The 22,883-nt window shown below is 60.0% G+C and carries 23 protein-coding genes; 16 read left to right on the top strand and 7 right to left on the bottom strand.

Translation table 11 applies throughout. From position 1 onward, the window contains the following. Positions 1–89 precede the first annotated feature (89 nt). The gene (locus tag BSK43_RS02405) at positions 90–326 is read right to left on the bottom strand and encodes an Lrp/AsnC ligand binding domain-containing protein (RefSeq protein ID WP_034481504.1); all 237 of its coding nucleotides are present in this window, start codon (positions 324–326) and stop codon (positions 90–92) included. A 319-nt stretch (positions 327–645) separates the two neighbouring features. Between BSK43_RS02405 and BSK43_RS02400 the strand changes: the two genes are divergently transcribed. From BSK43_RS02400 to BSK43_RS02390, 3 genes are all read left to right on the top strand, one after another. Next, a complete protein-coding gene (locus BSK43_RS02400) occupies positions 646–1,929 on the top strand; it encodes an FAD-binding oxidoreductase (RefSeq protein ID WP_077470778.1) in 1,284 nt (427 codons plus the stop codon). A 100-nt stretch (positions 1,930–2,029) separates the two neighbouring features. Continuing rightward, positions 2,030–3,565 (top strand): aldehyde dehydrogenase family protein, encoded by a 1,536-nt coding sequence (locus BSK43_RS02395; RefSeq protein ID WP_077470777.1) that lies wholly within the window; start codon positions 2,030–2,032, stop codon positions 3,563–3,565. Positions 3,566–3,646: 81 nt separating this feature from the next. After that, positions 3,647–4,636, top strand: a complete 990-nt coding sequence (locus tag BSK43_RS02390; RefSeq protein ID WP_077470776.1) for an Ldh family oxidoreductase — start codon at positions 3,647–3,649, stop codon at positions 4,634–4,636. 248 nt (positions 4,637–4,884) lie between these two features. Here BSK43_RS02390 and BSK43_RS02385 read toward each other — a convergent pair whose 3' ends face one another. The 4 genes from BSK43_RS02385 to BSK43_RS02370 form a co-directional block, all read right to left on the bottom strand. Next, positions 4,885–6,210 carry a glucoamylase family protein gene (locus tag BSK43_RS02385; RefSeq protein ID WP_077470775.1) on the bottom strand — a complete coding sequence of 442 codons (1,326 nt, stop codon included), beginning with the start codon at positions 6,208–6,210 and terminating at the stop codon, positions 4,885–4,887. A 268-nt stretch (positions 6,211–6,478) separates the two neighbouring features. Further along, positions 6,479–7,042: a TetR/AcrR family transcriptional regulator gene (locus tag BSK43_RS02380; protein WP_077470774.1), complete on the bottom strand. Its 564-nt coding sequence runs from the start codon at positions 7,040–7,042 to the stop codon at positions 6,479–6,481. Then, positions 7,043–7,507: a nuclear transport factor 2 family protein gene (locus BSK43_RS02375; protein WP_077470773.1), complete on the bottom strand. Its 465-nt coding sequence runs from the start codon at positions 7,505–7,507 to the stop codon at positions 7,043–7,045. It abuts the gene before it with no gap. An 85-nt stretch (positions 7,508–7,592) separates the two neighbouring features. Continuing rightward, positions 7,593–8,456: a DMT family transporter gene (locus BSK43_RS02370; protein WP_077470772.1), complete on the bottom strand. Its 864-nt coding sequence runs from the start codon at positions 8,454–8,456 to the stop codon at positions 7,593–7,595. Positions 8,457–8,564: 108 nt separating this feature from the next. On the opposite strand from BSK43_RS02370, the gene BSK43_RS02365 reads away from it, so the two are divergent. Next, on the top strand, positions 8,565–10,007 hold the full coding sequence (locus BSK43_RS02365; RefSeq protein WP_077470771.1) for a PLP-dependent aminotransferase family protein: 1,443 nt from the start codon (positions 8,565–8,567) through the stop codon (positions 10,005–10,007). A 78-nt stretch (positions 10,008–10,085) separates the two neighbouring features. Here the strand turns inward: BSK43_RS02365 and BSK43_RS02360 are convergent, their stop codons facing one another. After that, a complete protein-coding gene (locus tag BSK43_RS02360) occupies positions 10,086–10,514 on the bottom strand; it encodes a VOC family protein (RefSeq protein WP_077470852.1) in 429 nt (142 codons plus the stop codon). A gap of 105 nt (positions 10,515–10,619) precedes the next feature. Here BSK43_RS02360 and BSK43_RS02355 point away from each other — a divergent pair, with 105 nt between their 5' ends. The 12 genes from BSK43_RS02355 to BSK43_RS02300 all read left to right on the top strand — a co-directional run bounded on the left by BSK43_RS02355 (position 10,620) and on the right by BSK43_RS02300 (position 21,781). After that, complete coding sequence (locus BSK43_RS02355) at positions 10,620–11,477, top strand: LysR substrate-binding domain-containing protein (RefSeq protein WP_077470770.1); 858 nt, start codon at positions 10,620–10,622, stop codon at positions 11,475–11,477. Positions 11,478–11,644: 167 nt separating this feature from the next. After that, on the top strand, positions 11,645–12,301 hold the full coding sequence (locus tag BSK43_RS02350) for a response regulator transcription factor (RefSeq protein ID WP_068394590.1): 657 nt from the start codon (positions 11,645–11,647) through the stop codon (positions 12,299–12,301). Beyond that, positions 12,298–13,674: a HAMP domain-containing sensor histidine kinase gene (locus tag BSK43_RS02345; RefSeq protein WP_077470769.1), complete on the top strand. Its 1,377-nt coding sequence runs from the start codon at positions 12,298–12,300 to the stop codon at positions 13,672–13,674. Before BSK43_RS02350 ends, BSK43_RS02345 begins: the two co-directional genes overlap by 4 nt. A 105-nt stretch (positions 13,675–13,779) precedes the next feature. Continuing rightward, positions 13,780–14,463: an MtnX-like HAD-IB family phosphatase gene (locus BSK43_RS02340; protein WP_077470768.1), complete on the top strand. Its 684-nt coding sequence runs from the start codon at positions 13,780–13,782 to the stop codon at positions 14,461–14,463. 20 nt (positions 14,464–14,483) lie between these two features. Then, the gene (locus BSK43_RS02335; protein WP_077470767.1) at positions 14,484–15,902 is read left to right on the top strand and encodes an aminotransferase class III-fold pyridoxal phosphate-dependent enzyme; all 1,419 of its coding nucleotides are present in this window, start codon (positions 14,484–14,486) and stop codon (positions 15,900–15,902) included. A gap of 4 nt (positions 15,903–15,906) precedes the next feature. Next, positions 15,907–16,860 (top strand): arginase family protein, encoded by a 954-nt coding sequence (locus tag BSK43_RS02330; protein ID WP_077470766.1) that lies wholly within the window; start codon positions 15,907–15,909, stop codon positions 16,858–16,860. Then, the gene (locus tag BSK43_RS02325) at positions 16,857–17,210 is read left to right on the top strand and encodes an EamA family transporter (protein WP_077470765.1); all 354 of its coding nucleotides are present in this window, start codon (positions 16,857–16,859) and stop codon (positions 17,208–17,210) included. Before BSK43_RS02330 ends, BSK43_RS02325 begins: the two co-directional genes overlap by 4 nt. After that, positions 17,207–18,079, top strand: coding sequence for a fatty acid desaturase (locus BSK43_RS02320; protein ID WP_077470764.1), 873 nt, complete (start codon positions 17,207–17,209; stop codon positions 18,077–18,079). The genes BSK43_RS02325 and BSK43_RS02320 overlap by 4 nt, the downstream gene beginning before the upstream one ends. Then, positions 18,069–18,884, top strand: coding sequence for an alpha/beta fold hydrolase (locus tag BSK43_RS02315; protein ID WP_068394508.1), 816 nt, complete (start codon positions 18,069–18,071; stop codon positions 18,882–18,884). Before BSK43_RS02320 ends, BSK43_RS02315 begins: the two co-directional genes overlap by 11 nt. After that, entirely contained in the window at positions 18,865–20,013 is a 1,149-nt protein-coding gene (locus BSK43_RS02310) for a GNAT family N-acetyltransferase (RefSeq protein ID WP_077470763.1), read from the top strand. The genes BSK43_RS02315 and BSK43_RS02310 overlap by 20 nt, the downstream gene beginning before the upstream one ends. Beyond that, positions 20,013–20,441, top strand: a complete 429-nt coding sequence (locus BSK43_RS02305) for an SMR family transporter (RefSeq protein ID WP_077470762.1) — start codon at positions 20,013–20,015, stop codon at positions 20,439–20,441. Before BSK43_RS02310 ends, BSK43_RS02305 begins: the two co-directional genes overlap by 1 nt. Next, a complete protein-coding gene (locus BSK43_RS02300; RefSeq protein ID WP_077470761.1) occupies positions 20,441–21,781 on the top strand; it encodes a cyclopropane-fatty-acyl-phospholipid synthase family protein in 1,341 nt (446 codons plus the stop codon). Before BSK43_RS02305 ends, BSK43_RS02300 begins: the two co-directional genes overlap by 1 nt. On the opposite strand, the gene BSK43_RS02295 is transcribed toward BSK43_RS02300, so the two are convergent. After that, the gene (locus BSK43_RS02295; RefSeq protein WP_246662476.1) at positions 21,722–22,471 is read right to left on the bottom strand and encodes a MipA/OmpV family protein; all 750 of its coding nucleotides are present in this window, start codon (positions 22,469–22,471) and stop codon (positions 21,722–21,724) included. The two genes, BSK43_RS02300 and BSK43_RS02295, sit on opposite strands and share 60 nt — an antisense overlap. Positions 22,472–22,883 lie beyond the last annotated feature (412 nt).

Raw genomic sequence — 22,883 nt, 5'->3', positions numbered from 1 at the left:
AGATCATCCGGGCGGTTAAAAAGGGCTTAATCGCCGGCGGCGCGGCGTTGTGTTTCGGCTGGAAAGGTTAATTCGGGCGTCTGGAGCGCCTAGAATGCCTGGAACGTCAGCGTCGTCAGCGAGCGGACGATGCCGGGGATCTTGGCGATGTTGTCGTTGATGAAGATGCCGATATCCTGCTCTTCCTTGATATAGACCTTCAGCAGCAGGTCGTATTCGCCGCTGGTGGAATAGAGTTCCGAAACCAGCTCCGTCTGGTAGATCGCGTCGGCGACTTCGTAGGTCCTGCCGGGAGCGCATTGGAGCTGAACGAAAATGGGCTTCATGAGATTGTCCTGCTTCTGACCGCAGCCGCGATGGCGACGTGCTTTTATCTGCGGCCACGATGGCGGCCGGCATTTTCTCTATAATGGCCGAAAGCGCCATGACCATGCAAGTTTTTCTCCAGAGCGGATGATTTCAGGTCTGTTCCACTTGAAATCTGAAGCCGCTCCGGAACCAAGGAAGTGGAGCATGATGTCGTCCGAAAACCGGTTACACTTTTGGGCATCATGCTCTGTCCACCGGATGTCGTTCTTGCCGCTTCCGCAAAGGCAGGCGTGGCGCTAGATTAGCGCGATTGCCTTCGTCGAATGGACCGATTTCATGCTGAATGACCCACGCTCCCATGGTCTTTGGGAAAAGACCGCCCCGCTGCCGCCGGCGACATTGCCGCTTTCCGGCGATGTCCATGCCGATGTGGTGATCGTGGGCGGCGGCTATACCGGCCTGTCGGCGGCGCTGCATCTTGCCGAAGCAGGTAGCAACGTCGTGCTGCTGGAGGCCAATGAGATCGGTTTCGGAGGAGCCGGGCGCAATGTCGGCCTGATCAATGCCGGCATGTGGGTGATGCCCGACGATCTTCCGGGAGAGCTTGGTGCCGTTCACGGCGAGCGACTTCTTGACCTTCTCGGCAATGGGCCGAAGCTTGTCATGGAGCTGATCGACAAGCATGGCATCGTCTGCGAGCTGGAGCGCAATGGCACGCTGCATTGCGCCGTTGGGCCGGAGGGCCTGAAAGAGATCGAGGAGCGGGCTCGCCAGTGGAGCAAGCGCGGCGCACCGGTTACGGTGCTGGACGCGCGGGAAACTGAGCGCCGGGTCGGCAGCTCCGCCTATGCCGGAGCTCTGCTCGACATGCGCGCCGGCACATTGCAGCCGCTTGCCTATGCGCGCGGCCTGGCGCATGCGGTAGTGAAAGCCGGCGTTGCCGTTCACACCGGCAGCCGCGTGACTTCTACGGAAAGAAACGGCGCGAAATGGGTGGTTTCGACCGATGGCGGCAAGGTCACCGCCGACTGGATCGTCGTTGCGACGGATGCCTATAGCACCGGTCCGTGGGAACAGGTGCGGAATGAGCAGGTGCATCTTCCCTATTTCAATTTTGCCACCGTGCCGCTTGGCGATAACTTGCGTAAATCCGTCCTGCCTGGCCGCGAGGGGGCTTGGGACACCAAGGAAGTCTTGTCATCCTTCCGCATGGATCAGGCCGGCCGGCTCGTCTTCGGCAGCGTCGGGGCCCTGCGCAATACGGGCCTTGCGATCCATAAGAGCTGGGCACGGCGTTCCCTCAAAAAGCTCTTTCCGCAGCTTGGGGATATTCCCTTTGAATGCGAATGGTACGGCAAGATCGGCATGACCGACAATGCGCTGCCGCGCTTCCACAAACTGGCGCAGAATGTCGTCGGCTTTTCCGGCTATAATGGCCGCGGCATTGCGCCGGGCACCGTGTTCGGCAAGGTGCTTGCCGGGCACATCCTCGGGCAGATTTCCGAGGCCGGTCTGCCGCTGCCGGTGACCGACGTCGTCGAGCCGAGCTTCAGGGCGGCGAAGGAAATCTGGTACGAGGCCGGCGCCCAGGCTGCGCATTTCGTCGGCGCTAGGGTCTAGAGCAATTCCAGGAAAGGTGCGTAGCGGTTTTCCGTCCGGAATTGCGTAAAGCAAAGAGATAGAACCACAAGAACCTACCATCACAGGAAGAGGAAACGAGATGACCGCGACATCAGATCTTGCTGCCGAGACTAAGGCGATCTTGACGGAACTCGGCGTTTCAACCGATCGCTATACGGGCGGTACGCTCGCCGTTACCTCTCCGGTGACCGGGGCAGAGATCGGCCGGCTCAGGGAGCATTCGGCTGGTGAGGCGAAGGCTGCTATCGACAGGGCGCACGATGCGTTCCTCGCGTGGCGTGATGTGCCGGCGCCGAAGCGCGGCGAGCTGATCCGTCTGCTCGGCGAGGAGCTGCGTGCCGGCAAGGCGGCGCTTGGCCGCCTGGTTTCCGTCGAAGTGGGCAAGATCACCTCCGAAGGTCTCGGTGAAGTACAGGAGATGATCGACATCTGCGATTTCGCCGTCGGTCTCTCGCGACAGCTTTACGGCCTGACCATCGCCACGGAGCGCTCCGAACACCGGATGATGGAAAGCTGGCATCCGCTGGGTGCGATCGGCATCATCTCTGCCTTCAACTTCCCCGTTGCCGTCTGGTCGTGGAATGCGGCACTTGCCATCGTCTGCGGCAATTCCACCATCTGGAAGCCTTCGGAAAAGACGCCGCTGACGGCGCTTGCCGTGCAGGCCCTGTTCGAAAAGGCATTGAAGCGCTACGTCGCCGAGGGCGGCGAGGCGCCGGCCAATCTTTCGACTCTTCTGATCGGCGGACGCGATCTCGGTGAGCTGCTGGTCGATCACCGCCAAGTGCCGTTGGTGTCGGCGACTGGCTCCACAGCCATGGGCCGCGCCGTCGGTCCGCGTCTCGCCGGCCGTTTCGCCCGCGCCATCCTCGAACTCGGCGGCAACAATGCCGCGATCGTTTGCCCGTCGGCCGATCTCGACTTGACCTTGCGCGGCGTCGCCTTCTCGGCCATGGGCACTGCCGGCCAGCGCTGCACGACGCTGCGGCGGCTCTTCGTTCACGACAGCGTCTATGACCAGCTGGTGCCGCGCCTACGGAAGGCCTATGGCTCGGTGACGATCGGCAATCCGCTTGAGGCGGGAACGCTTGTTGGCCCACTGATCGACAAGCAGGCCTTCGATCGCATGCAGGCGGCCCTTACCGCTGCAAAGGCGGCCGACGGCAAGATCACGGGCGGCGATCGTGTCGAACATGGCTCCGCCGATGCCTTCTATGTTCGTCCGGCACTGGTCGAAATGTCCGAGCAGGCTGGCCCGGTGGAGCAGGAGACCTTCGCGCCGATCCTCTATGTGATGAAATATAGCGACTTCAATCAGGCGCTGGCGCTGCATAATGCCGTGCCGCAAGGCCTGTCGTCCTCGATCTTCACCAATGACATGCGCGAGGCTGAGACTTTCGTTTCGTCGCGTGGCTCCGATTGCGGCATCGCCAATGTCAATCTTGGCCCCTCCGGCGCCGAAATCGGCGGCGCTTTCGGCGGTGAGAAGGAAACGGGCGGCGGGCGCGAATCCGGGTCGGACGCCTGGAAGGCCTACATGCGCCGGGCGACCAATACCATCAATTACGGCCGCACCCTGCCGCTGGCGCAGGGCGTCAAGTTCGACGTTGAATAGCTGATATTTTGCTGCATTGCGGTGAAGGGAACGAAGGCGTAGAACGTCTTCGTTCCCTTTGCATTTTCAAGGTCTCGCTCCATGCATCTGTCGCTCGCCGAAGCCGAAACGCTGGTCGTGGAGGCGCTGCAGCGCAGCAGGGTGGGTGCTGACAATGCGCGCTCGGTGGCCGTCGCACTCGTGGCGGCGGAAGCTGCCGGGCAGGGTGGCCATGGTCTGCGTCGTGTTCTGGCCTATGCCGGGCAGGCCAAGGCCGGCAAGACCGATGGTTTCGCCGTGCCGCAGTTGGGCCGACCCTTTCCCGCCGTGCTGCGCATCGATGCCGGCAATGGCTATGCCTATCCGGCGCTCGATCTAGCCGTTTCAGCACTTCCCGATATCGCTCGCGAACAGGGGATCGCGCTTGCCGCCATCAGCCGCTCGCATCATGCCGGTGTCATGGGCCTTACGGTGGAGCGTTTCGCCGATCAGGGACTGGTGGCGCTGATGGTTGCCAATGCGCCGGCATCGATGGCGCCCTGGGGCGGCAAGACGCCGGTCTTCGGCACCAACCCCGTTGCGTTTGCAGCACCGCTGCCGGACGATGATCCGATCGTGATCGATCTTGCGCTATCGAAAGTGGCACGCGGCAAGGTGATGGCGGCGCGGCAGAAGGGTGCTCCCATCCCCGCCGACTGGGCTTTCGACCGCGAGGGAAAGCCGACCACCAATGCCGAGGAAGCGCTGGCCGGCACGATGATCCCGGCCGGCGATTCGAAAGGGGCGGCGCTGGCGCTGATGGTGGAAATTCTGGCTGCCGGCCTCACCGGTGCCAACTATTCCTTCGAATCTTCTTCGCTCTTCGACGACAGGGGCGCCCCGCCGGCACTCGGCCACACGATCATCGCCATCAACCCGGCTGCAATGAGTGCTGCTAATTCGGCAGAGCGGTTAGCATTGCTGGCAAGCGAGATTAGCCGCGATCCGAATGTGCGCCTGCCCGGCCGGCGCGGCCAGACTTCGCGACGCGTCGCCCTGACGGAAGGAATTTCCGTCGAGGACGAGGTGATCGAGGCGATTAAGGGGCTTTGAGGTGTCGAAGATGATAGTCGGGTGAGTTAGGTTTTGCCGGGCTTTCACGCACGGCCCCTCACCCCAGCCCTCTCCCCGCAATGCGGGGCGAGGGAGTTACCACGTCAGACAGTGGTTGATGTGCGAGGAGGATCGTTGCTTGGCTCTATCGTCCCCTCGCCCCGCCTGCGGGGAGAGGGCTAGGGTGAGGGGCCAGGCACATCGCTGCTGCATAGACGAGGATGCCTGACACCTACCGGCGATCAAGTTCACGCGATGGCGGGCGTTGCCTGTTTCTCATCGAGCCAGCCGCCGGTGAAGCCTGCGCGTTCCAGACCGTGGCGAAGGATCGGCGATTGGCGCATCAGGTCCCAGATCATTCCGGTGCGGGCATTTTCGATCATCATGACGAGCAGGCCCTGATCGATGGCGACCGAGCGGTCGTCGACCCAGCCTTCCGGACCAGGACCCTTGACGCTCGGATTGAAGCCGCCGGGAAAACGACCGTCGAGCAGCAGGTTGGGATAGGTTTCGAGCAGCGCCTTCGTGCCGTCGAGCGCGGCCTGGCGGTCGAAGGGCAGGCAGGAGAGTGGCCCCCAGGGCGCGATCGTGCCGTCGTCAGGTCCAAGCGGTGCGCCGCGGGCGGCATAGCCGAAAACTTTCGGGCTATATCGCTGGCTATGCTTCGTGCCGGTCGGGTTGGGACCGTCGCAGGCCGAGAGGCCCCAGATATCCTTCCCATAGCCAACGAAATGGCCGGGATTGCGCTCCGTGTAGTCGCGCTGCACTGAGATTGCTGTCTGGGTGTTGCGGAAATAATCGATGCCCTTGTCCGCGACATGCTTGTCGCTGATACCGCGGAAATCGATCCAGGCATGCGAGAACAGATGGATGAACAGCGGCCCTGCATAGAGGAACGGCGTATCCTTGAACATCATCCAGGTATAGGTCGATGCGAAGGCGTCGTAGCTCGAAGGCGGGATGGCATGCGTGGGCGAGGCCAGCGCCATGACATAGAGGAAGATCGCCTCGTCATAGCCCTGATAGCGCCAGCGCAGAAAACCGCTTCCCGGCTTCCAGCCCATGCTGATCGTCGGTCCCTTGTTCAGGGCCCAATGCCAATCGCAGCGCTCGTAGAGAAATTTCGCTTGCTTGCGGAGATCCTGCTCAGCCTGGCTATTGCCGTCGAAATAGGCCGCAGCCGTCAAGACGCCGAGCAGAAGCAGGCCGGTGTCGATCGTCGACAGCTCACTGTTCCAGGCGCGCTTGCCGGTCTCCATGTAGAGGAAGTGGTAATAGAAGCCGCGATGGCCGGTGGCGCCGCGTTCGGTGCCCTGCTGGCTGTCGGCGAAGAAGTCGAGCGTGGTCAGCACGCGCTGGGCGGCATCGGCTCGGCTGATCCACCCGCGCTCGACGGCGACCGGATAGCTCGACAGCGCAAAGCCAACGGCGGCAATGCTGCAGTGGCTTGTCTTGATCGAGGTATCGGCGACCAGCCCGTTTTCGGGGTTGGTGTGAAGCATGAAATAATCGAATGCTGAACGTTGCAGTCGATCGATCAAGGCGTCGTCAGTTTCGTTTACCTGCTGCAGCATCTTCTATCCATCTCCTCGATGCTCCCATCGCCTGCTGAACATGGGAGCTTGGATAGTTGCAAATCAAACATGATTAACAATGCCATACTTTTATGGAGGATTCTTTAATATCAGCGGGTTGTGGGAGCGGTCATCCCCAACCCAGAGGGCCAAAAATGCCGTTTGCAGGTGAATTTCTATCATATAGGGCATGAAGCACGCATTGCTCGGCCCCATTCGTTAACGAGAAAGGCATGTGTTGCGCGGGTGATTCGGGGGCTGAAACGGCCTAGCCGAGTGCGGTTTCCAGCCTTTGCTTCAGCCGCTCCAATATTCTGCAGAAGACCGCTTCATCCCCAAGTGCTCTCGCGAGCATCAGCGCGCCCTGAATGCCGACGACCGCTTCTTCAGCGAGCGCCTGCGCTTCGGTGCTGACCAGGCCGGCTCTCATGAGCGCGCCGGCAAGCGCCTCGATCCAGCGCTGAAAATAGCTGCGGATGGCGTTCGAGAAGCGATCGCGCGTCTCGTCCAGTGCAAAAGCGCCGATCAGGCAGATGCGGCGACCGGAGCGGAAATACCTGTCTGCTGTCTCCCACATTGTGCGGATCGCAGCACGGGGCTCCCCTTCTTCGAGCGGCTTGAACATCTCAGTCACGAACCAGTCGTCGATATGGGCCATGATCTCGGCTGCCATCTGTTCCTTGCCGCCCGGAAAGAAGTGATAGAGGCTGCCTTTCGACAGTTTGGTGCGTGCCGTGATGTTGCTCATCGACGCGCCCTCATAACCGAGTTCGCGAAAGACCTCGGCCACAAGGGCGATGGCATCGGGCTTTTCGAAGATCGTCCGCGGCATTCAGAGGCCGAGATCGGACAGGCTGGGATGATCGTCCGGGCGCCGGCCGAGCGGCCAATGGAACTTCCGGTCTTCTTCCCTGATCGGCATGTCGTTGATCGAGGCAAAGCGGCGCTGCATCAGGCCGTCGGCATCGAATTCCCAATTCTCGTTGCCGTAGGAGCGGAACCAGTGGCCGCTGTCATCGCGCCATTCATAGGCGAAGCGGACGGCGATGCGATTGCCCTCGAAGGCCCAGAGTTCCTTGATCAGCCGGTAATCAAGCTCCCTTGCCCATTTGCGCGTCAGGAACTCGACGATCTCCTTGCGGCCGCGCGGGAATTCGGCGCGGTTTCGCCATTGGCTGTCTTCCGTATAGACCTTGGAGACACGATCGGGATCGCGGCTGTTCCAGCCATCCTCGGCCATGCGGACCTTGGCGATGGCGGTTTCGAGCGTGAAAGGCGGGATAAGCGGCGTTGGCATGATGTGCTCCTTCTAAACCGATTGGTATTTAATAGACCAATCGGTTTAGAAGATCAAGCGGTCGGCTGTTGCATTGATACTGGCGTCAGCGTGCAAACTTCCTGGCACCCGCGACGCAGCCGACGACGGCGATGGTAACGACGAGCATGGACCAGCTGACGCTCTCCTTGAGCAGGAGTGCGGCAAGCGCGAAGCCGAAGAAGGGCTGCAGGAACTGCAATTGCCCGACGGCTGCGATGCCGCCCTGCGCCAGGCCGCGATACCAGAAGACGAAACCGATCAGCATGCTGAACAGCGAAACATAGGTAAGGCCAAGCCATGCCGGTTCGCCGATGCCGGCCATGGTGGGCGGCATGGTGGCGATGCAGAGTGCGATGGTGACAGGGAGGGACAGAACCAGCGCCCAGCAAATGACCTGCCAGCCGCCGAGCCGGCGCGACAGAACCGCACCTTCGGCATAGCCGAGCCCGCAGACAAGAACGGCTGCGAGCATCAGGAGATCGCCGACTGGCGAAGCCGAGACACCCTGCGCAAACGCGTAGCCGCTGACGAGCCCGCTGCCGATGGCCGAGAATATCCAGAAGGCCGGGCGTGGCCGTTCGCCGCCGCGCAGCACCCCGAAGATGGCGGTCGCAAGCGGCAGCAACCCGATGAAGACGATCGAATGGGCCGACGTGACATGCTTGAGCGCCAGCGCCGTCAACAGGGGAAAGCCGATGACACAACCAAGCGCGACGATTGCGAGTGATACGATGTCGCTGCGGGCAGGGCGCTTTTCGCGAAAGGCGAGCAACAGGCACAGGCCCAGCAGGCCGGCGATGACGGCCCGGGCGACGGTCAAAAATAGCGGGTCGAAATCCATCACGGCTACCCGCGTCGCCGGCAGCGATCCGCTGAAGATTACCACCCCGGTCATCCCGTAGATCCAGCCCGTTGTTGTCTTGTCCATTGCATATGCTCCTTCTTATCTTCGCTGGTATCGACGAGTTTGACGAGGCAAGCCATAGACAGTACAGTACAATTTGCATGAACTGTTATGGTTGTGGGTGCAGTACGGATGGATGATCTGTCAGTAAAAAACATCGTCGGCGGCACGCGGATCGAAGGGGTCATGGCGGCGATCTCGGATCGGATCGCGGGCCGCAACCTGATGCCGGGAGCGCGGCTGCCATCGGTGCGCAGCTTCGCCAAGACCATGCAAGTCTCGGTCTCCACCGTCGTCGAGGCGTATGAGCGGCTTGCCGCCGAGGGCGTCATCCGCTCTCGGCCGGGTTCGGGATTCTATGTCTGCGGCCCGTTGCCGCCGCTCTTGCTGTCCGAAACTGGGGCAAGATCGGATCTCAATGTGGATCCGCTCTGGATCTCGCGGCAATCGCTCGAAGTTGGCGATGACATGCTGAAGCCCGGCTGCGGCTGGTTGCCGCCGTCATGGCTGCCACAGGCGGCCTTGCGTCGGGCGATGCGGACGCTGGCGCGCGGGGATGTGGGGGCGCTCGCCAATTATGGAACGCCGCTTGGCCTGCCGCCGTTGCGGCAGCTGCTCGCCAGACGTTTGGGCGAACACGGCATCGCCGCGCGTCCGGATCAGATCATGTTGACGGAGTCCGGCACGCAGGCCATCGATCTTCTCTGCCGCTTTCTGCTTGAGCCCGGCGATACCGTGCTGGTGGACGATCCCTGCTACTTCAATTTCCATGCACTGCTGCGCGCCCATCGCGTCAACGTCGTCTCCGTGCCTTTCACGCCGACGGGGCCGGATGTCGAGCTGTTCGGCCAGGCTTTGGAGCGGCACAGGCCGCGCCTCTATGTCACCAATTCCGCCATTCACAATCCGACGGGTGCGGCGCTTTCGCCCGCGACCGCACATCGGCTGCTGAAACTGGCCGAGGCTTCCGACCTGATCATCATCGAGGACGATATTTTTGCCGATTTCGAGGATGTCCCGGCGCCACGGCTAGCCGCCTATGACGGGCTCGACCGGGTGATCCATATCGGCAGCTTTTCGAAAACGCTCTCAGCCTCGATACGCTGCGGCTTCATTGCCGCCAGGCCGGACTGGATCGACGGGCTCGTCGATCTCAAGGTCGCCAGCAGCTTCAGCTGCGGGCAATTGTCGGCCGAACTCGTCTATCTCGCATTGAAGGATGGCAGCTATCGCAAGCACATCGAGGCGTTGCGGATGCGGCTTGCCAAGACCATGAATGAGGTGGCGGCGCGGCTGGAGGCCATCGGCATCGTTCCCTGGCTCAAACCACAGGCCGGCATGTTCCTTTGGTGCCGGCTGCCCGAGGGGCTGGATGCCGCAGATGTCGCGCGCGTCTGCCTTCCCGAAGGTATCATCGTTGCGCCCGGCAATGCCTTCAGCTTATCGGATACGGCAGGCCGTTTCATCCGCTTCAATGTCGCGCAATCCACAGATCCACGGATCTTCGACGTATTGGAAACAGCCATGCGCAGGCTGACGGCGGATCGTTTGGTGGACGGTGGCGCTGCAAACTAGAGACGGCACCGCTGGATATGAGCATCGACGCCGGCGGCGTGCCTGCCGGCAGATGCTCATATCGCAAGCCTTGGGTTTCTACTTGGCGAACAGGTTGTTGATGTCGGCGAAGGCCTTCATCTCAACGGCATTGCCGCTCGGATCCTTGAAGAACATGGTTGCCTGCTCTCCTGGTTCGCCTCGGAAGCGGATATAAGGCTTGATGACGAACTCTATGCCGGCTTTCGTCAGTTTCTCGGCCGCCGCTTCCCACTCTTCCATCGACAGAACGACGCCGAAATGGCGCACGGGGACGCCGTGACCGTCGACAGCATTGGCCGCCACCTCGCCGGTTTCGCCCGGTGCCAGATGGGCGACGACCTGATGGCCGTAAAAGTTGAAATCGATCCAGTCGGGCGAGCTGCGGCCTTCGGGGCAGCCCAGCAGACCGCCATAGAAAGCGCGGGCCGCAGCCAGATCGTGGACTGGGAAGGCGAGATGGAAGGGGTGAAGAGGTGCTGCGCTCATGATCGTCTCCTGGTGCATGAATTCGATGCAGCAATGATTAAGGTACATTTTTTCCGATGAAAAACTGTATATTATGAATCTGAGGTCAATGAAAAATTATGAATCATGATTCCCGAACTTAAAACACTGGTCGCTGTTGCCCGCTTCGGAACGTTTGCAGCGGCGGGAGAGCGGATCGGTCTGACGCAAGCGGCCGTCAGCGGTCAAATGAAGCGGCTTGAAGAGAGGCTCGGCGTCATATTGTTCGAGCGGACAGGCCGTTCCGCCACGCTGAATGCAGCGGGGCTGCGCACGCTGGAGCGCGCCAAGAGCATCATATCGATGTTCGAGCATATAGCGGACCCGGCCGACGAGAGCTCGGGCGGCCAGCTACGCATCGGCGCCATAGCTTCGGTTCAATCTGCGGTTCTTGCCCGCGCGCTCGTGCCGTTTCGGCAGCGGTTCGCGCGATATCATCTTCGTATCGTTCCCGGTGTCTCCCTGCATTTGCTCGATCTGCTCGATGCCGGCGAACTCGATCTGGCGGTGCTGATCGAACCTCCCTATGGCCTGCCGAAAAATCTCGTCTGGCGGCCGCTCTTGCGCGAGCCCTATATGCTGGCGGTTCCCGAACAACTGAGGGGTGACGATTGGCGGGCGTTGCTGCGCGAGCAGCCGTTCATCCGCTATGATCGCAGCTCGTTTGGAGGGCGGCAGGTGGACCGGTTCCTGCGCTCGCATTCGATCGATCCCAATGAGGCGATCGAGATTGACGACATAGCCGGCATCGCCACTCTGGTCGGACGCGGGCTCGGGGTGGCGCTTCTTCCGATTGTCGATGGTGGTCTGCCTGACATCCCGTCGGTGCGGATGGTACCGCTTGGCGAGGCAATGTTTCACCGTGAGATCGGGATATTGCAGCCACTGGAAACCAGTCCGGCCGCCGCCTATCTCGCCGAGTGCCTGACCGCCGCGCAGGGATGAGATTGCAGCTGGAAGGTCCTTCCGGATCGGCTCCGGGCCGGTTGGCGGAATGGCGCGCATTTTCTCGGCTCTTGCCGGTGGAAATGATCCGTCATAGCTTTGCCACAAGGCCGCTCCAATTGCAGCCCACATCGACGACAGAATTTCTCGGCTAAATGGGGTCGATCGTGCGTGTTTTGCTGGTTGAAGACGACAATATCCTCGGCTCATCGCTCAAGAAGGCGCTGGAGAAGCATGCCTATGGCGTAGACTGGATGCGCGATGGCGAATCCGGCCTCGAGGCGGCCCAGCATTCTCACTTCGCGGCGATCGTGCTGGATATCAATCTGCCGCAGCTTGGCGGCATGGAAGTTTTGCGGCGCATCCGCCAGCGCGGCAACTCCGTGCCAGTGCTGTTGCTGACGGCGCTCGATTCGGTACGCCAAAAGGTCGAGGGCCTGGACGAAGGCGCGGATGACTACCTGGTCAAACCCTTCGATCTCGACGAATTGCTGGCGCGCCTGCGCGCGCTCATAAGACGGCGTGACGGCAGGACCGAAAGTGTCATTCGCTGCGGCGATGTCGAGGTCGATCCGTCGGCCATGGTCGCGCGCAAGGCCAATGCGCAGGTGCATACGACAGCGAAGGAGTTCCATCTTCTGAAGCTCCTGATGGAGCGAAGCGGCCGCTATGTCACGAAGAACGATATCGAATATGCGCTTTACGACGCCGAGAATACCGTCGAGAGCAACACGATCGAAGTGACCATCTATAATCTGCGCAAGAAGCTCGGCACCGATTTCATCAAATCGATCCGCGGTGTCGGCTACATGATCGAGCGATGAACAATTCCACTCTTACCCGTAATCTGTTTCTCCGGATCGCGCCGGTCGTCGTCGTGACCATCGTCGTGATTGCCGCCTTTGCCTTCAACAGCGCGACGCGGGAAATCAACAATATCTACGATGCCCAGCTCATCGATGATGCGAACGTCATCTGGAGCCTGCTGAGGCGGCCGCTGGAAAAGACGCCAGACCGTGCGGCAAAGCAGATCGACGACATCGACTTCAACATGGACAATCAGCTGGCCTTTAACGAGGATGCTGATGATTATGCCGATGCGCATATGTTTCGCGCCTGGGTCGACGGCAATATCCGCTTCTACAGCAGCACGGCCTTTCTCTCCGACGTACCGCAGCAGAAGGTTGGGTTCACCACGCTGGTCTACGGTGGTGAGGACTGGCGCGTCTATTCGTTGCCGATCCCGAATACGACTATCGTGATCGAGCTTGGCGAAAAGATCGCGCTTCGCGAAACGCTCGTCTCCAACATCCTGCTCAATCTCTTCTTTCCGCTGCTGATGCTCGTGCCGGTCATCGGCTTCCTCATCTGGCTCGGGATCAACAGCGGTCTGCGCACGATCCACGGAGTGGTACGGCAGATCCGCACCCGATCGCCCGACGACCTCTCGGCCATCCCGGTCGAAGGCCTGCCGCGCGACCTGCTGCCGCTCGGCCGCTCGATCAATCAATTGCTGGAAAAGCTTGCCCAGTCGCTGACGCTCGAACGGCGCTTTTCCGATCTGGCCGCGCATCAATTACGCACGCCGCAGGCCAGCGTGAAGCTGCTGCTGCAGATGCTTGGAAACAGCGACAACGAGCACGAGCGGCAGGCGATCGTCGCCGACCTGGTCGCCAGCAACAACCATGCCACGCACCTGATTGAGCAATTGTTGCGGCTGGCGAGGGTGAGCCATCACCCACTCAATCCGACGTCGGTGATGGTCTATCATCTGGTCGCATCGGTGCTTGCCGAATTCGGCAACATCATCACGAGCCGTGAGCTCGACGTGGTGCTGGAAGGCGACGAAACGGTCGAGGTCAAGACCGACGAATCGCTGATACGCTTGCTGATCACCAACCTTCTGGACAACGCCATCAAATACACGCCTGTAGGCGGCAAGATCAGGGTTTCGATTTCGTCGGAAGACGGTTTCGAGCAGATTTCGATCAGCGACAGCGGGCCGGGCATTCCGCCGCATGAGCGGGAGGCGGTGTTCCAGCGGTTCTATCGGCTCAACACGCTTCATACCGAAGGAGCCGGGCTTGGCCTTGCTATTGTTGCCGATACGGCGGACCGGCTTTCGGCGACGGTGGAACTTTCTACGCCGCGTTGGAGCAAGGGTCTTCAGGTAGACCTGAGATTGCTGGCAAGCTAAAAAATCAACTTCTCATCGTTTTTCATTTTCGCTTCATTTTCCGCTCATGCCCGGCTCATCCGATGTTGTTAGACGCAACTCAGGATAAGGCGAAAGGGCATTTTCATGCAGGTGTTTTGCGATTTTGATGGAACCATATCCATCGAAGACGCGACGGATATGGTGTTAAACCGTTTCGCCGGTTCCGAGTGGGAAGACATCGAACGGCTCTGGAAACAGGGGCAGATCGGCTCCGGCGAGTGCATGCGCCGGCAGATCGCTCTCATCCAGGCGAGCAGGACGGAACTCGATCAGTTTCTCGACACGGTGTCGATCGATCCGGGTTTTGAAAAATTCCTGTCCTATTGCCGTAGCGGCGAATTGCCCGTGACCGTCGTCAGCGATGGCGTCGATTATTTCATTCGCCGGATTCTGGCGCGTCACGGCATCGACGGCCTGCCGATCGTTGCCAATGTGCTGACCTGCAGCGTCAGTCAGGGCCGCGAGGCCTATTCGCTGTTCCCGCCGTTTCAGGCGACGGGCTGCGTGTCCGGCGCCGGCGTCTGCAAATGTCGCGTTGTCGATAGCAACGACCTCCAGGTCTACATCGGCGACGGTCGAAGCGATTTCTGCGTTTCCGACAAGGTCGACCTCGTATTCGCGAAGGCCAAGCTCGTCGACTACTGCGAAGAAAACGACATTCCTTACGTCGGTTTCGAAGACTTTTCCGATCTGCTTCCAAAGATGGAAGCCGTTCTCCCGAGCGTCGAGCGACGCTCCCGTGCGCTGCCGCATTTCAAGACAGCGTGAATTTGACCGAGAGGCATTGAATGAAAACGAATGTAGCCGAAGCCTTCAGCGGCGCGACCGAGTCCGTCCGCTCCGAAGAAGAATTGCGCGCGCTTGAGGAAGTCTATTGCTCCCATGGCGATACCGTTCACTATACCGACAAGCCGAAATTCTTCGAAGGATGCGAAGGCTCCTTCGTGTATGATCGCACGGGAACGCCATTTCTCGATCTGCAGATGTGGTATTCCGCCGTCAATTTCGGTTACCGCAACGAGCGTCTGAACGCTGCTGCTCATCGCCAGCTCGACGTGTTGCCGCAGGTCGCCTCGCAGTACCTGCACCGCGAAAAGGTCGAGCTTGCAGCGATGATCGCGCAGGATGCCGAGCGCAAGTTCGGGCACAAGGGCCGCGTTCATTTTAACGTCGGCGGCTCGCAGGCAGTCGAAGATTCGCTGAAGCTGGTGCGTAACTACACCGGCGGCAAGAGCCTGATGTTCGCCTTCGAAGGCGGTTATCACGGCCGTACGCTCGGCGCGTCTGCCATCACTTCGAGCTATCGCTATCGCCGCCGCTACGGCCATTTCGGCGATCGCGCCCAGTTCGTCGAATTCCCCTATTACTTCCGCGGCCCTAAGGGCATGTCGAAGGAAGAATACGGTCACTACTGCGTTCAGAAATTCGCCCGCCTGTTCGAGAGCGAATATAACGGCGTCTGGGATCCGAAGGCCGGCAAGTCCGAATATGCCGCCTTCTACATCGAGCCGATCCAGGGCACGGGCGGCTACGTCATTCCGCCGATGAACTTCTTCGTCGAACTGAAGAAGGTGCTGGACGATCACGGCATCCTGCTCGTCGTCGACGAAATCCAGATGGGCGTCTATCGCACAGGCAAGCTCTGGTCGATCGAGCACTTCGGCGTTTCGCCCGATGCGCTGGTCTTCGGCAAGGCGATCACCAACGGCCTCAACCCGCTTTCCGGCGTCTGGGCCCGTGAAGAGCTGATCAACCCGACCGTCTTCCCGCCCGGCTCCACGCATTCGACCTTCGCCAGCAACCCGATGGGAACTGCAGTCGCGCTCGAAACCATGAAGATGCTGGAAGAAGAAGATTTCGGCGCCGCCATCATGGAGAAGGGCGCTCATTTCCTCGACGGTCTGCAGCAGCTGCAGAAGCGCCACGCCATTGTCGGCGAAGTCGATGGTCTCGGCCTCGCACTGCGGATGGAAATCTGCGAGGAAGACAGCTACACGCCCAGCAAGGCGACCATGGACTGGATGTGCGACGAAGGCATGAAGGGCGATCTTCAGGTCGGCAGCAAGACTTACGGCCTCGTGCTCGATGTCGGCGGCTACCACAAGAACGTCATCACCTTCGCGCCGAACCTGCTCATCACCCGCGAAGAGATCGATCTGGCACTTAACCTGCTCGATCAGCTTCTGACGCGCGCTGCCCGGAGATAAGACGGTGCAACTCCTGCTTCTTCATCTCGATGACGCACTGGAGTTGCAGCCGGACTTTGTGCGCGCCTGCAAGTTTGCCGGCGCGCACCAGTATTTCGACAAGGATGCGGGGCGGGAGGTCCGGCTTTGGGGCAAGCAGAATGCCCTGGCAAATCTCAGCCGCGAAATCGTCAAGAATACGCCTGCGACGGGCAAGGCCCCGCAGCTCTGCTTCATGGGGTCCGGCGACTTCCATCACATCACGGCGATGCTCCTCGATGGCGCACTGGAACGTCAGTCCGGCCCCGCGACGCTGATCCATTTCGACAACCATCCGGATTGGGTGACGTTCGATGGCGGCCTGCATTGCGGTTCCTGGGTCAACAGTGCGCTTGCCAATGCCAATATCCAGAAGGTCATCACGATCGGCGTGTGCAGCAGCGATCTTCGCAGCCCCGAGCGCAAGGGAGCCAACCTGCATTGGCTCGGCGAGGGCAAGCTGGAGCTTTACCCTTACGAGCATCCGCCGAGCCGCGTTCTCGCTGATTACGGCACCGGCGCCAGCTATCGCCAGGAAAAGGGCGCTCTGCACTGGAAATCGATTGCGGAAATCGGCGAAGAGAATTTCATCGATCGCATGCTCAGCCGCATTCGTACCGAAGCGGTTTATGTGACGATCGACAAGGATGTTCTGGCGGCGGACGACGCCGTGACGAACTGGGATCAGGGCCGCATGCGGCTGCCCTATCTTCTGGCCCTGATCAGCGAAATCGGCAGTCGCCACCGCATCATCGGCGCTGACGTCATAGGCGATTATTCGGTTCCGAGTTATGCTGGCAGCCTGCGCACCAAGTTGATGAAGCGGGCTGAGATCCTGATCGACCAGCCGCGGGTCCGGCAGGGCGCCGAAACGACCAGAAACATCAACAGCGCTGCCAATCATGCGCTGCTGGAAGTGCTGGCGGAGTATATGGAATGACCGGTAGCCTGACGCTGCCCATGCTTGGGCTCATATTCTTCTGCGTGCTGGCGGAGACCGCGCGCGAGGTCTGCTTCAAGCAGTCGGCCAGCGAGAATGCGCTGCTTTCGGCCCTGGCCAGGCCCGTGACCTGGCTCGGCATCATGTTCTGGGCCGTCGAGCTTTTTGCCTGGACCGCCGTCCTCGAGCACGTACCGCTCACAATTGCCTTTCCCCTTATGGCGTTGAGCTATGTCGTCATCGTGTTCGCCGGCGCTCTAATCTTCAAGGAAAACATCAACCTACGCCACGCGATCGGCGTGTTCTTCGTGACCGCCGGCGTGGCCTGTGTGGGAGTTACCGGACTATGAAAATCTTTGCGCACTCCAGATGGGACGCGGCGCCGGTTCTGGCTGCCGTCGCACATCTCGCTTTCGATGTCTATCTGATCGTCGGCTTCGAAAGCCGCCCGCTATGGGTTTCAGTGATTCTCGGCTGCCTCTACGCCGTATCGATCTCCTGGAACATCAACAGCATATCGCACAATTTCATTCATACGCCCTATTTCAAGGCGCGGTGGATGAACTATGCCTTCAGCCTATTGGAATCCGTCGCGATCGGCTTTTCTCAGACCTATTATCACTGGGTGCATATGCGGCATCATTCCGGCAACAGCGACCGGCCGGATGATAAAGGCGATACCGTCGATCTGCTGTCGATCTATCGCCACGGCCGCGACGGTCAGCCCGAGAATGTCTGGTCCTACACATTGTTGAGCTTCTTCCGCGACAGTCTCGGCGACATCCACAAGGCCATCGCCCGCCGCCGCCCCTTCGATGCGAATTGGGGTCGGTTCGAGCTGTTCTTCTTCCTGGGTCTCGCAGCGATTGCGCTCATCTATGACTGGAAGGCCGTCCTGTTCTTCGTGCCGTTCTATTATATCGGCAACTGCCTGTCGTCGCTGAACGGCTATTACGAGCATCTGCACGGCGATCCGGACGAGCCGATTGCCTGGGGCGTTTCCAGCCACAAGCCGTTCTACAACTGGCTTTGGTTCGGCAACGGCTATCATGCCGAGCACCACTACCGGCCTCGCACTCACTGGACCAAGCTGCCGACGTTGCACGAGCAGATCAAGGACGAACAGGAAAAGGCAGGCACGCATGTGATTAGCACCTGCCATGCGCTTGGCTTCATGGCCAAGGAAAACCGGCAGTCGGAGCTGTCTCATGAAAGCTGACGAGTTGAGCTTCTTCATGGAAGGCTCAAACGGCAAAGGCGTTCTCCTCGTGCATGGATTGACGGGGGCGCCGGCCGAAATGAAGCTGGTTGCCCGTCACCTCAATCGCAGGGGCTACAGCGTCTATGCGCCGCTGCTTGCCGGTCACGGCGTTGACGTGAAGACACTGCGCGGCTCCCGCTGGCAGGATTGGCTTGAAAGTGTCGTCGAAGCGTCGGCGCTACTGGCATCAAGGACCCAAGAAGTTTTTGCAGCCGGTATCTGCGTTGGCGGCAAGCTTGCGATGCTGGCCGCCGAGCAGCAGCCCGGAAAAATCGGCGCGGTGGCCATCTACTCGCCCTGCTTCAGCTATGACGGCTGGGATGTTCCTTTCTACTACCCGCTTCTGGCATCGCAGATCGGCTGGCTGTCGCGCGTTCCCTTCCTCGATCGCCTGAGCTTCAGCGAGACGGCCTCGCTCGGGATCAAGGACGAGCGGATGCGGCGGCTGATCGAGGGCATGGCGAGCGAGGGCGTTCTGGAGCGATTCCCCGGCAAGGGCCTGGTCGAAATGCACCGGCTGGGTAAGACGCTCAGAGGCAAGCTGCCTGACATGCAGACGCCGACGCTGATCCTGCATGCCGAGGACGACGATCTCGCCAGCCCGAAGCATGCCCGCTACATTTCCGATCATATCGGCAGTCCGCACGAGCTGAAATGGATCAAGGACAGCTATCATATGATCCATGTGGATCGACAGCATCGTCAGGTGGCCGATTTTACAGCAGATTTCTTTGAGGCGCGTCATGTCGCAGCCGCTGCTTAAGCTCGTGCCCAATCCGCCAGCCAGTCCCGTGACGGAAGTTCATTTCAGCATCCGCGCGATCGGCCGCGATGCGTGGAATGCCTGCTTTCATGGGCAGGTTGAGGATTATGACTGCCTGCTTGCCATCGAGGAAGCCGGCATCGAGGGTTTTGAATGGCGGTACATCACCGTCGTCGAGGATGGGCGCGTCAGCGCCGCCATGCCGGCCTTTCTCTGCCTCTATGCTCTCGATACGACGCTGGAAGAAGGATTCCTGCGCCGGTCCGTGCGCCGCCTGCAGCGCCACTTCCCGAATTTTCTGAAGCTGCGGCTCGCCTGCCTGGGTTCGCCCTGCACCGAGACGGGGGCGATCGGCTTCCATCCGGATGTTGCTGAGGAACGCCGCAGCGTGCTGTTTGCCGAGATGCTATCTTTCTTCGAACAGTTTGCTGCCACCGAGCGCTGCGGGCTCGTCGGGCTCAAGGACATTCCCGAACAGCTTTCGACCGAGTTTGCCGCTCCATTGTCCGCGCATGGCTATGCCTCGATCGGTGGTTTGCCGACGGCCTGGCTCGACATCGATTTCAAGACGATCGACGAATATCTCGCCAAGCTTTCTGCCGGCACCCGCAAGGATATGCGCCGCAAGCTGAAGTCCTTCGAACAGGTGCGGGTGGAGATCAGGACGGATTTCGGTGCGTTCCTGCCGCAGGTGGTGGCGCTGTACCACGACACCCGCAATCGCAGTGATTGGCAGTTCGAAGAGCTGACCGCCGAATATTTCGAGGGAATTCTCAGCCGCATGAGCGGCCGTTCCTATTGCGCCTTCTATTTTGTCGAAGACCAGCTGCTTGCCGTCAATCTGATCATGCATGACGATCGCGTCGCCATCGACAAGTTCTTCTGCATGGATGGAGACAGGGGGCGACCTTATAACCTCTACTTCCTCAGCTGGTTTACCAACCTGCGATACTGCCTGGATCATGGCATAAGCCGTTACCAGAGCGGCCAGGCCTATTACGAGAACAAGATACGTCTCGGCAGCAAGCTGACCGCCAATGCGATGTTCTTCCGCCATCGCAACCCATTCCTTCAGAGGTTGCTGCGGCTTGTGTCGCCGCTGTTCTCGACAGACGAGGCGGATGCTTAATGCCCCTACGTTTTTACTGGCTTGCCGTGCCAGTGCTGAGCACTCTCTATCAATTATTCATCAAACTCGGTGCGGCGCAGTTGAAGGATGAAGGGACGCTGACGTGGTTTTGGCATGCTCTCTCGTCTCATTGGATATTGGCGGCTATAGTCGTAGAGATTGTCGCCTTCTTCATCTGGATGAATGTGCTTGCCGAGCTCGAACTCAGCCGCGCTTTTCCGCTTACGGGCATAAGTTATGTGCTGGTCGTCGCGGCTGGCTGGTTCTTCTTCGGTGAGCGGGTCGTCGCACTGCAGATGATCGGCAGCGGCTTGATCCTGACGGGCGTCTGGCTGATTGCGGGTGCCAGTTTCGAGACGAATGAGCATCATGATGAATTGGATCCGAGGCAGGATGAGCTGCGAACGGGCACCGGCAAGGATAAATGATGTCCAATCTGCAAGCTGAAAATCACCGCAAGGGCAACGGTGCTGGCGTTTTCTCCGGTCTGGTGGACTGGTGTGTTAGACGTGGGGTGTCATCCATCGTCACGCGCGGTGCGCTGACCGTGACCACGGCAAGCGGCAGTGTCCTCACATTTGGCGACGGTACCGGCGAGCCCGTTCACGTGCGCTTCACTGATGATCGTGCCGAATGGGCGTTCCTGATCGATGCCGACAGGCTGCTCGGCGAACTCTATATGGATGGCCGTTTCATCGTCGAGCAGGGTACGCTCTACGACTTTGTGGCGATGATGCTGCGCGAGGCGCAGAACAGCACGCATCCGCTGATTGCCCGCATTATCGACGATATCAGAACCAAGCTGCGGATCTTTCGCCACCGCAATCTGCCGGGGCGTTCGAAGACCAATGTCGCCCATCACTACGATCTCGACGGCCGACTCTATGAATTGTTCCTCGACCCGGACCGGCAATATTCCTGCGCCTATTTCGAGCATGCCGATCAGTCTCTGGAGGAGGCGCAGCTTGCCAAGAAAAGGCATCTTGCCGCCAAGCTCCTGATCGAGCCCAACAACAGCATTCTCGACATCGGCTGTGGCTGGGGCGGTCTGGGGCTGCATCTGGCCGAGCACGCGCCTGGCGGCTATGTCCTCGGCGTCACGCTTTCCGAAGAACAGCACGAGTATGCCTCAAGGCGCGTGACCGAAAAGGTCGGCGGAACGCCGGCGGAAGTGCAGTTCGCACTTCGCGACTATCGCAGCCTGACCGGCCGTTTCGACAGGATCGTTTCGGTCGGCATGTTCGAGCATGTCGGGCTGGCATCCTACCGCACCTTCTTCCGCAAATGCGCCGAGCTGCTGGAAGATGATGGCATCATGGTGTTGCACACCATCGGCTGCTCCGCGACCCCTGGCTTCACGACGCCGTGGCTCGACAAATACATTTTCCCCGGCGGTTATATTCCCGCCCTTTCGGAAATCGTCCCGGAAATCGAGGCGGCGGGCCTCGCCATCACCGATGTCGAGGTGCTGCGGCTGCACTATGCGATGACGCTGGAAAGCTGGCGGGAGCGCTTCATGGCGCGCTGGGGCGAGGTCGCACAGCTTTATGACGAGCGTTTCTGCCGCATGTGGGAATATTATCTTTCGACGGCGGAAGCTGCCTTCCGCTACGAGGATCTCGTCGTCTTCCAGATCCAGATCGCCAAACGCAACGACATCATTCCGCTGACGCGGAACTACATTGCCGATCATGAAGCGCGCAGCGCCTCAAAAATTGACGTTGAAGGTTCTGTTGAGGGTAAAGCCGATAATATTCTGGTTGGGTGAGCCGAACTGCGAGGTGATCGGACTATCGGCGGCGTCGCCGACCAGGCGGTTATATTTCTCGTAGACCTGCACGCTCCATGCGGGCGAGATCGTATAGGTCGCCGCCACGGTGAAGCCAACCGATTTCACCCCGGCTTCGGCATCGAAGGCGCCAACGTGTTCTCTTCTTGCGGCCTGGCTTTCCGAAATGCCGAAATTACTGCGCATATAGATGGAGTTTGCCATCGACAGACGCGGGCCTGCGGACAAGAGCCATTTATCGCCGAGAGGCTGAAACCAGTCGAGCGCGAAATCACCGACCAGGCCATCGCCGCCCCAGAGCGACTGGCGCACTTCCGTTCGAAGCCGTAGCCGATTTTCCATCAGCCAATATTGTGCGAAGCCGCCGGCATCGAAATTCCAACGGACCCTGCGCTGGCTCTGCAGCTGCAAATTGTTGAGGTCGAAGCGGTCATCTCTCAAGCCGACCACAGGCCCGATTTCAAGACCGTGGAAATCGAAGAGCTCATAATCGAAATTATCGTCGGGAGCACTGTATTCCGTGGCCTCACCGAGGCGATGAATATCGAAAGAGGGCAGGGCGCCGAAGGTATAATGCTTCGAGCCTTCGTAGCTGGGGCCATACTCGACGGTAGCGCCGAGCGTCACCACCCAGGTATCGGATGCGGACTTTGCAGCATCTTCCGCCATGGAAGATGCCGGAAATGCAACGATGGCGGCTCCCGCCCAAAGGCCCAAGCCGGCGAGCGCCATCAGCCGGCCGGAAAAAGATGTCCCAACACTTAACACTCTGACAACACCCGATCCCTGATCGCCCTTGCGGCACTACTATCACAGCTCAAGGCTCCGAAAATAGCAAAAATTTTAACGGCAAACATTACGCCTGGCTGACGGCTGGAACCTTTTGCACCATTTGCGGGTGATCGGCTGCGCCTGCTGTCGGATTCCCCGGATCGCCGGCTGGAGGTGGCGACGCTGTGTTTTTCAGTTGTTGGCAATCGAAAGGTTCCCCGGCGTAGACATACAGGCCCCTGCCGCTGTCGAAGGCTGCCGGGGGTGGGGCCGACAATAGAGGCACGACATTTCATGAACCTGAAAACAA

Source organism: Rhizobium sp. P44RR-XXIV (assembly GCF_001999485.2).
GTDB lineage: Bacteria > Pseudomonadota > Alphaproteobacteria > Rhizobiales > Rhizobiaceae > Rhizobium.
The sequence above is the reverse complement of the archived record's forward strand: the minus strand, read 5'-3'. Positions and strand labels throughout refer to the sequence as shown.